Origin of the sequence: Pseudolysinimonas sp. (assembly GCF_044239695.1) — a bacterium.
Lineage (GTDB): Bacteria > Actinomycetota > Actinomycetes > Actinomycetales > Microbacteriaceae > Pseudolysinimonas_A.
This window is the reverse complement of the sequence record NZ_JBIIAW010000123.1, coordinates 1-7,593: the sequence shown is the minus strand read 5'-3', so window position 1 is coordinate 7,593 and position 7,593 is coordinate 1. Positions and strand designations below refer to the sequence as shown.

The following is a 7,593-nucleotide window of genomic DNA, read 5'->3' as shown; positions in this document are numbered from 1 at the left end:
CAGCAGGAGCCGCACGAACAACGCGACCAGCACGATGAGCCCGATCCGCACGGGCAGGCTCCAGCCCGTGTTCATGAATCCCTCGAGCCACGCCCAGAACTCCGTCATGCCTTCATTCTCCCGGAGTGCTCCTGGGCGCCGCTGCCAGGTGCCTGGTCCGCTGTTTGCGAATCGTGCCTACGAGCTGAACGCGGCGGGATTCGCAAACGGCGGACCAACGCAAGACCGATCGGCACAGATGTCAGGAATGTTTGACACGAGGTACAGGATGCTTTACCTTGAGCGGGTCAAACATTCTTGACATCGGATGCCGGGAGGGCACGTGTCGTACATCGAGAAGAACACCTGGCTGTTCGGCGGCATCGTCGTCGTCGGCTACACCACCTACCTGGTGCTGCTGTTCACCCAGGCGGCCGGCCGGCCGCTCGAGGAGGCGGAGTACGTCATCCCGATGCTCGCCACCATCGGCGGCGCGATCGTCGCGGGCATCCTGGGCGGGATCGTGATCGCGATCATCACCCGCGCCGACCGCGACAACCAGGGCAAGCCCGACGTGCGCGACAAGGAGATCGAGCACGCCGGCGAACGCGTCGGCAACTCGATCGTCGTCATCGGCACCATCGGAGCGCTCGTGCTCGCCTGGCTCGAGGTCGACCACTTCTGGATCGCCAACGAGATCTACCTCGCGTTCGTCGTCTCCGGGCTGCTGGGCACGATGGCCCGGCTCGCCCTGTACCGCCGGGGGTTCTGACGTGGTGAAGCCCACGCGCGTCACCAACGGCATCCGTGCCCTGCGGTTCGCCGCCGGCGAGATGACCCAGGCCGACCTCGCCGAACGGATCGGGGTCACCCGGCAGACCGTCATCGCGATCGAGCAGGGGCGCTACTCGCCGTCGCTCGAGATGGCGTTCCAGATCGCCCGCGTCTTCGGCGTCGGACTCGACGACGTCTTCAGCTACGAACCGGAGGAGAAGAAATGAGAGCAGTACGGCGCCGCGCATACGGCGAGACGGATGTCCTGACGATCGAGGATGTCGACATCCCCACGCCCGCGGCAGACCAGGTGCTCGTGCGGGTGAAGGCGGCGGGGGTCAACATGGCCGAGTGGCACCTGATGACCGGGCGTCCGTCGCTCGTGAAGGTCGCGCTCGGATTCCCGAGGCCGCGGAACGCGTCACTCGGCGCGGATCTCGCCGGGGTCGTCGAGGCGGTCGGGCCGGGGGCGACCCGGTTCGCGGTCGGAGACGAGGTCTTCGGCGCGGGCGATGGCACCTTCGCGGAGTACGCGGTGGCGACGCAGGAGCGGCTCCAGCCGAAGCCCGCGACGGTGTCGTTCGAGGAGGCGGCCGCGATGCCGATGGCCGGTTACACGGCGCTCCAGGCGCTCGCCGTGGCGGGTGACCTCGCCGGGAAGCAGGTCGCGGTCACGGGCGCCGGGGGCGGGGTCGGCTCGATGCTCGTGCAGCTCGCGAAGGCGCGTGGCGCCCACGTCACCGCGATCTGCAGCGCCCGCAAGGCCGAGTTCGTGCTGCGGCTCGGGGCGACCGAGGCCATCGACTACGCGACGACCGACGTCACCGCGGGGCAGCGGCGATTCACGGCGGTCTTCGACTTCGCCGGCGGGCGGCCGCTGCGGTCGTGGCGCCGCGTGATCCACCCGGGCGGAGTTCTCGTGCTCGGTGGCGACGAGGGGGGAGGAGCGGTTCTCGGCCCGCTGGGTCGTTCGTTCCGCTCGCTGTTCGTGCGCGGCATCCGCATCGTCACCCTCCTGGCGTCGACGACGCCGGAGAGCCTGGACGAGTTGCGCGGATCGCTCGAGAGCGGGGAGCTGCGTTCGCCGTTGACCCGCAGCTACCCCCTGGATGACGTCGCGCAGGCGATCGACGACCTCCGGGCGGCCAAGCATCCGGGCAAGCTGGTGCTCGTTCCCTAGCCGGCGCGGGCCCCGAAGAGCCGGGCGAAGAAGCCGGTGCGTTCGGCCTTCGGGTGGCCGGGGCAGCGCTGTGAGGACGGGACGCGCCGCATCACCTGGTCGACGTGCTGGCCGCAGCCCGTCCAGGTCGTCTTTCCGCAGGTGCGGCAGGTGGCGGCTGAACACATGGTCGTCTCCGATCGTGAAGGGGGTGACTCCAAGATACCCCCGGGGGTATCGGGATGCCACCTTCCGTCAGGCGAGGGAGAGGAAGAGCTTCTCCAGCTGGGCGCGGTCGAGCTCCGGCTCGTCCTGCTTGACGCACTTCTCGAGCGTGTCGGCGATGATCGCGAAACCCGCGCGGTCGAGGGCGCTCGAGACGGCCGCGAGCTGCGTGACCACGCTCGTGCAGTCTTTGCCCTCTTCGATCATGCGGATGACGGCGGTCAGCTGCCCTTGGGCGCGGCGCAGTCGGTTGAGCACGGGCTTCATGCCGGCGGGGTCGAGGTCCATGGGATCCTCCGTGTCGTGGGTTCGCCCGCAGTCGCGAGCCAGCACCATGATACCCCTAGGGGTATATGATCGTCGGCATGACGACCATCTCACCGACCGACCTCGCGGCGCTCGGCGCCGACGCCACGATCGTCGACGTGCGCGAGCCCGACGAGTTCACCGACGCCCGCGTCGCGGGTGCGCTCAACATCCCGCTCAGCACTCTGCCCGCACGGCTCACCGAGCTTCCGCGGGACCGCGCGGTGTACGTGATGTGCCTGTCGGGCGGCCGTAGCGCGCAGGCGACGGCCTACCTCACCGGCGAGGGCATCGACGCCGTCGACGTCGACGGCGGCATCACCAACTGGTACCGCTCGGGGCTCCCCGTCGAGCGCGGGGTCCCCGCGTGATCCGCACATCGCCCTGGTGAGCGAACTCGATCCCGACGCCGACTACGTCGTCTCCTGCCGCTCGGGCAACCGGTCGGCCGCGGCGATCGATCGGATGACCGATCTCGGGTTCACGTCACTCGTCAACGGGGGCGGGCTCGATCAGGCGGCCGAGGCCACCGGCATCGACTTCGTCGACTGAGTTCCCGCACTCCAGGTGAGGTACCCGCCGTCGAGGTTGACGGCGTCCCGGCCGTGCTGGGCGAGCAGGCGCACGGCGGCGTGGCCGCGCTGGCCCACCTTGCAGTGCACGATGAGGCGACCCGCGGGGAGGTCGTCGAGCCGCGCGCGGAGGTCGTCGAGCGGGATGTTGAGCGAGCCGGGGATGGCGCCGTCGCGGTATTCGGCGACGGAACGCACGTCGATGAGGGTCGCCCCGGCGTCGAGCGCGGCGGCCAGCTCGTGCCACTGGATCGACGGGGTGAGGCCGTCGCGCGCGTTGAGGGCGACGTAGCCGAGCATGTTGACGGGATCCTTCGCCGAGGAGTACTGCGGGGCGTAGGCGAGTTCGAGATCGGCGAGGTCGGAGGCCGTGAGCCGTCCCGTCATCGCGGTCGCGATCACATCGAGGCGCTTGTCGACGCCCTCCCCGCCGACGCCCTGAGCGCCCAGGATCTCGTCGGTGCGGGCGTCGACGAGCAGCTTCAGCGCCATCGGCTGGGCCCCCGGGTAGTAGCCGGTGTGCGAGGCCGGGTGGGTGTGGATGACGCGGATCTCCCGTCCGGCGGCGCGCAGCTGTTTCTCGTTCCAGCCGGTGACGGCGGCGGTGAGGTCGAGCACGCCGACGACCGCGGTGCCGAGGGCGTCGCGCACCCGGATCTCGCGCCCGGCGATCGCGTCGGCGACGAGCCGCCCGTGGCGGTTCGCGAGCCCGGCGAGGGGCACGAGCCGGGATTCCCCGGTGAGCGCGTCGACCTTCTCGGCGGCATCGCCGATCGCGAAGATCGCCGGGTCGGCGGTGCACAGCCGGTCGTCGACCCGGATGCCGCCGCGCGGCCCGAGGGCGAGCCCGGCGTCGCGGGCGAGCCCGCTGTCGGGACGCACCCCGGTGGCGGCGATGACGAGGTCGGCGGGCACGGTGTCGCCGTTCACCAGGGTCGCCGTGTCGGCGCCGAGAGCGACGACTCCCGACGAGAGACGGAGGTCGACGCCGGCGGTGCGGAGCCGAGCCGCGACGGGTTCGGCCATCTCGGGGTCGAGCGGGGTGAGTACCTGCGGATTGCGTTCGACGAGCGTGACGGCGAGGCCACGGCGCAGCAGGTTCTCGGTCATCTCGAGGCCGATGAATCCGCCGCCGAGCACGAGCGCCGATCGTGGCTTCGTCTGCAGCGCGGCCATCGCGGCGTCGACGTCGTCGATGTCGCGGAGGGTGAGCATCCGCTCGGCACCGGGGAGGTCGGGCCGCACCGGGCTGGCGCCGGGCGAGAGCACGAGGGCGTCGTAGGGCTCGTCGGTCTCGGTGCCGCTCTCGAGGTCGCGCACCCGGATCGTGCGGGCGTCGCGGTCGATGGCGAGCACCTCGTGGCGCACGCGCACGTCGAGGCCGAAACGCGCGGCGAGCGACGCCGGGGTCTGCAGCAGCAGGTCGGCGCGGTCGTCGATCACGCCGCCGAGATAGTACGGCAGCCCGCAGTTCGCGAACGACACGTGCCCGCCGCGTTCGAAGACCACGATCTCGGCGTGCTCGAGCAGGCGGCGCAGGCGCGTCGCGGCGGACATCCCGCCCGCGACGCCGCCGACGATGAGGATACGTCGCGGAGTCATTCGCTCAGAATACCAGATACCCCCAGGGGTATTACTCAGCACTCGCGACCCACAGAATACGAAATTCGTCAAAACGAGACTTGATTATGACGAACTGGTTACAGTCTGGTGCTGTAAACGGTGTGCATCGTATAGTTCGGGAAAACCACCAGATCCCGGAGGCACCATGAATTCCGTCGCGACGCAGGCCGCCGACGTCCACCGCTCCGCCGTCGTCGTCGAGGGCAGCACCGTCATCGAACTCTCGGACGCGCACCTCGAGCGCATCCGTCGGGGCGGGGTGACCGCCGTCAACCACACGGTCACGCGCCCCTACGCGGGAACCCTCGAGGCGCTGCGCGACGTCAACACCTGCCGCCGCTGGATCGACGCGCATTCCGACCAGGTGCTGCTGGCGCTGACGGTGGCCGACATTGAACGTGCCAAGGCCGAAGGCAAGGAAGCCGTCATCCTCGGGCCTCAGGACACCGAGATGATCGGCGTCGACCTCGACCTGCTCGGCACGTTCTACGACCTGGGCGTGCGCATCCTCCAGCTCACCTACCAGCGACAGAACCTCCTCGGCGCCGGATGCGGCGAGCCCGTCGACAGCGGGCTCACGCTCGCCGGCAAGCGCTTCGTGGCGGAGATGAACGACCTCGGCATCCTCGTCGACGTGTCGCACTGCGGCGAGGCGACCGGTCTCGGCGCCATGGAGGCGTCGTCGACGCCGGTCGTCGTCACCCATTCCTTCTGCAACGTGCTCTCGCCGCACATCCGGGCGAAGTCCGACGACTTCCTCAAGGCCCTCGCGGCCCAGGGTGGAGTGCTCGGCATCACGACCCTGTCGGGCTTCCTGCACTACCCCGACGAGCCCGGCCGCCGCCCCGACCTGACGCGGTTCGTCGAGCACGTCGCGCACATCGCCGACCTCGTCGGCGTCGACCACGTCGCGATCGCCACCGACTACGACGAGACCTGGACTCAGGAGATGCGCATCGCGCAACTCGCCGACCCGAACCAGGCCGACCTGCTGCCCGGGTTCGGCTGGACCGACCGTCGCGCCATCGGCATGGACGACGCCGGCGACTTCGCCAACTTCACCCCTGCCCTCCTCGACGGCGGATTCTCGCCCGACGAGGTGACCAAGATCCTCGGCCAGAACTGGCTCCGGGTCTTCGACCAGGCCTGGACGGTCTGACGCTCCACCTGCACCCCCCACCGGAGAGTACCTAAGGAGAAGCACCATGAGATCCCGCATTCTGGCGACCGGCGCGCTCGTCGCCGTCGCCGCTCTGCTCACCGCCTGCACCGGCGGAGGCGCGCCGCCCAGCACCGAGGACGAAGACCTCGGCTCGTCGATCGAGATCAAGCTCGAAGACGAGATGTCGGAAGGCGACCCTGTCGAGGGTGGCCGGCTCAACGTCATGATCCGCCTCGACGCGACCAACCTCGACCCGCACACCGCGACCGAGACCTCGGCCTACGTCATCAACGAGCAGGTCTACGACTCCCTCGTGCACTACTACCGCGGCGAGGTCATCCCCGGGCTCGCCGAGACGTGGGAGTTCGACGAGGACGGCACGGAACTCACCTTCGAGCTGCGCGAGGATGCCGTCTTCCACAGCGGTCGCCCGGTGACTGCCGACGACGTCGTGTACTCGATCGAGCGCATCCAGGACCCGGCCACGGCCGCGCCCCGTGCGCGCAGCTACGCGGGCATCGAGTCGATCGAGGCGACCGACGACTACACGGTCGTGATGGAGCTCGCCGAGCCCAGCGCATCGCTGCTGTCGTTGCTGGCCACCTCGTCGTCGGCGATCGTCGACCGCGAGGTCGTCGAGGCCAACGGCACCCTCAACGGCACCGTCGACGGCGGGTCGGGCCCGTTCGAACTCGCCGAACGGATCGTCGGTCAGACGATCAAGCTCGACGCGTTCGACGACTACTGGGGCGAGAACGGTCCCTACCTCGACGGGATGGACTTCACGTTCAACCCCGACGACAACGCCCGCTCCGCGGCCATCCGCAGCGGCACCATCGACTTCCTGTGGCGTGCCGCCCCGGAGTTCATCGACACCCTCAAGGCCGACGAGAGCCTCAACTGGTACGGCGGCGCGGGGTCGCTGTCGCTGCACCTGCGGCTCAACACCTCGCGGGCTCCGTTCGACGACGTGCGCGTTCGTCAGGCGATCTTCCTGGCGCTCGACCGCCAGGCGATCCTCGACGTCGCGAACGCCGGAGTCGGCAACCCGCTGAACGCCGGGTACCTGCCCGAGGGTCGCTTCGGCGCCCTGACCGAGCCGGTCTACGGCGAGCCCGATCTCGAGCGCGCCAAGGAGCTGCTCGCCGAAGCCGGCTACCCGGACGGGTTCGACACGAACCTGCTGGTGATCTCGACGTCGGCGTTCCAGGTGCGTTCGGCCGAAGTCGAGCAGGCGCAGCTGGCCGAGATCGGCATCAATGTCACCCTCGAGCCGGCCGAATCGACCATCGCCAACGCGCGTATGGCGGAGGATGACTTCGACATGTTCCAGTCGGGCTTCAGCGTCACGATCGACCCGGACGAGCGCTTCACGTCGAGCTTCACCGACGGCGGCGGCCTCAACTACGGCAACTGGGTCGACGAGGAGTACGAGGAACTGATCGCCGATGCGCGGGCAGAACTCGACCCCGACGCGCGCGAGGAGCTGTACCAGCAGGCGGAGCTCATCCTCGCCGAACGCGGACCGGTCGCGATGACCTACATCGACGCGAACTACGACGTGGTGCTGAACGACGTGCGGGGCTACCGCGGCGACGGAACCCCGACGTACCGGTTCTTCAGCAATCTCTGGCTCGACCGCTGAGCCGCGGGGTGGGCGCCGGCAGCCGCCGGCGCCCTCCCTCATCTCTGCACCACGCACCACGAAAGGAACGACATGGCCATCATCCGAGTCGAACTCGGCGCCCGTGACCAGGAGACGCGCGAGGCGATCATCGCCGAGCTGACCGACG

At 69.4% G+C, this 7,593-nt stretch carries 10 protein-coding genes; 7 read left to right on the top strand and 3 right to left on the bottom strand.

Annotation, left to right across the window (positions count from 1 at the left end; genetic code table 11):
* The first annotated feature begins 322 nt into the window (after positions 1–322).
* From ACILQS_RS14425 to ACILQS_RS14415, 3 genes are read left to right on the top strand one after another with little or no spacing between them, the layout of a single operon-like run.
* Entirely contained in the window at positions 323–751 is a 429-nt protein-coding gene (locus ACILQS_RS14425; RefSeq protein ID WP_395640825.1) for a hypothetical protein, read from the top strand.
* A 1-nt stretch (position 752) separates the two neighbouring features.
* Positions 753–980, top strand: a complete 228-nt coding sequence (locus ACILQS_RS14420; RefSeq protein ID WP_395640824.1) for a helix-turn-helix transcriptional regulator — start codon at positions 753–755, stop codon at positions 978–980.
* Positions 977–1,933 (top strand): NAD(P)-dependent alcohol dehydrogenase, encoded by a 957-nt coding sequence (locus ACILQS_RS14415; RefSeq protein WP_395640823.1) that lies wholly within the window; start codon positions 977–979, stop codon positions 1,931–1,933. Before ACILQS_RS14420 ends, ACILQS_RS14415 begins: the two co-directional genes overlap by 4 nt.
* On the opposite strand, the gene ACILQS_RS14410 is transcribed toward ACILQS_RS14415, so the two are convergent.
* Both ACILQS_RS14410 and ACILQS_RS14405 read right to left on the bottom strand, forming a co-directional pair.
* On the bottom strand, positions 1,930–2,100 hold the full coding sequence (locus tag ACILQS_RS14410) for a hypothetical protein (protein WP_395640822.1): 171 nt from the start codon (positions 2,098–2,100) through the stop codon (positions 1,930–1,932). The two genes, ACILQS_RS14415 and ACILQS_RS14410, sit on opposite strands and share 4 nt — an antisense overlap.
* 67 nt (positions 2,101–2,167) lie before the next feature.
* On the bottom strand, positions 2,168–2,425 hold the full coding sequence (locus ACILQS_RS14405; RefSeq protein WP_395640821.1) for a metal-sensitive transcriptional regulator: 258 nt from the start codon (positions 2,423–2,425) through the stop codon (positions 2,168–2,170).
* Between the two features lie 77 nt (positions 2,426–2,502).
* Here ACILQS_RS14405 and ACILQS_RS14400 point away from each other — a divergent pair, with 77 nt between their 5' ends.
* Positions 2,503–2,814: a rhodanese-like domain-containing protein gene (locus tag ACILQS_RS14400; protein WP_395640820.1), complete on the top strand. Its 312-nt coding sequence runs from the start codon at positions 2,503–2,505 to the stop codon at positions 2,812–2,814.
* A gap of 16 nt (positions 2,815–2,830) precedes the next feature.
* Positions 2,831–2,995, top strand: coding sequence for a rhodanese-like domain-containing protein (locus tag ACILQS_RS14395; RefSeq protein WP_395640819.1), 165 nt, complete (start codon positions 2,831–2,833; stop codon positions 2,993–2,995).
* Here the strand turns inward: ACILQS_RS14395 and ACILQS_RS14390 are convergent.
* Positions 2,956–4,617, bottom strand: coding sequence for an FAD-dependent oxidoreductase (locus ACILQS_RS14390; RefSeq protein ID WP_395640818.1), 1,662 nt, complete (start codon positions 4,615–4,617; stop codon positions 2,956–2,958). The genes ACILQS_RS14395 and ACILQS_RS14390 overlap by 40 nt on opposite strands.
* A gap of 166 nt (positions 4,618–4,783) precedes the next feature.
* On the opposite strand from ACILQS_RS14390, the gene ACILQS_RS14385 reads away from it, so the two are divergent.
* Both ACILQS_RS14385 and ACILQS_RS14380 read left to right on the top strand, forming a co-directional pair.
* Positions 4,784–5,797 carry a dipeptidase gene (locus ACILQS_RS14385; protein WP_395640817.1) on the top strand — a complete coding sequence of 338 codons (1,014 nt, stop codon included), beginning with the start codon at positions 4,784–4,786 and terminating at the stop codon, positions 5,795–5,797.
* 46 nt (positions 5,798–5,843) lie between these two features.
* A complete protein-coding gene (locus ACILQS_RS14380; protein WP_395640816.1) occupies positions 5,844–7,445 on the top strand; it encodes an ABC transporter substrate-binding protein in 1,602 nt (533 codons plus the stop codon).
* Positions 7,446–7,593: the final 148 nt, after the last annotated feature.

What these genes read in the sequence shown, in the direction of transcription:
- ACILQS_RS14415 (WP_395640823.1), top strand. Translation starts at nt 977, where the DNA reads ATGAGAGCAGTACGGCGCCGCGCATACGGCGAGACGGATGTCCTGACG.
- ACILQS_RS14410 (WP_395640822.1), bottom strand. Translation starts at nt 2,100, where the DNA reads ATGTGTTCAGCCGCCACCTGCCGCACCTGCGGAAAGACGACCTGGACG.
- ACILQS_RS14405 (WP_395640821.1), bottom strand. Translation starts at nt 2,425, where the DNA reads ATGGACCTCGACCCCGCCGGCATGAAGCCCGTGCTCAACCGACTGCGC.
- ACILQS_RS14400 (WP_395640820.1), top strand. Translation starts at nt 2,503, where the DNA reads ATGACGACCATCTCACCGACCGACCTCGCGGCGCTCGGCGCCGACGCC.
- ACILQS_RS14390 (WP_395640818.1), bottom strand. Translation starts at nt 4,617, where the DNA reads ATGACTCCGCGACGTATCCTCATCGTCGGCGGCGTCGCGGGCGGGATG.
- ACILQS_RS14385 (WP_395640817.1), top strand. Translation starts at nt 4,784, where the DNA reads ATGAATTCCGTCGCGACGCAGGCCGCCGACGTCCACCGCTCCGCCGTC.
- ACILQS_RS14380 (WP_395640816.1), top strand. Translation starts at nt 5,844, where the DNA reads ATGAGATCCCGCATTCTGGCGACCGGCGCGCTCGTCGCCGTCGCCGCT.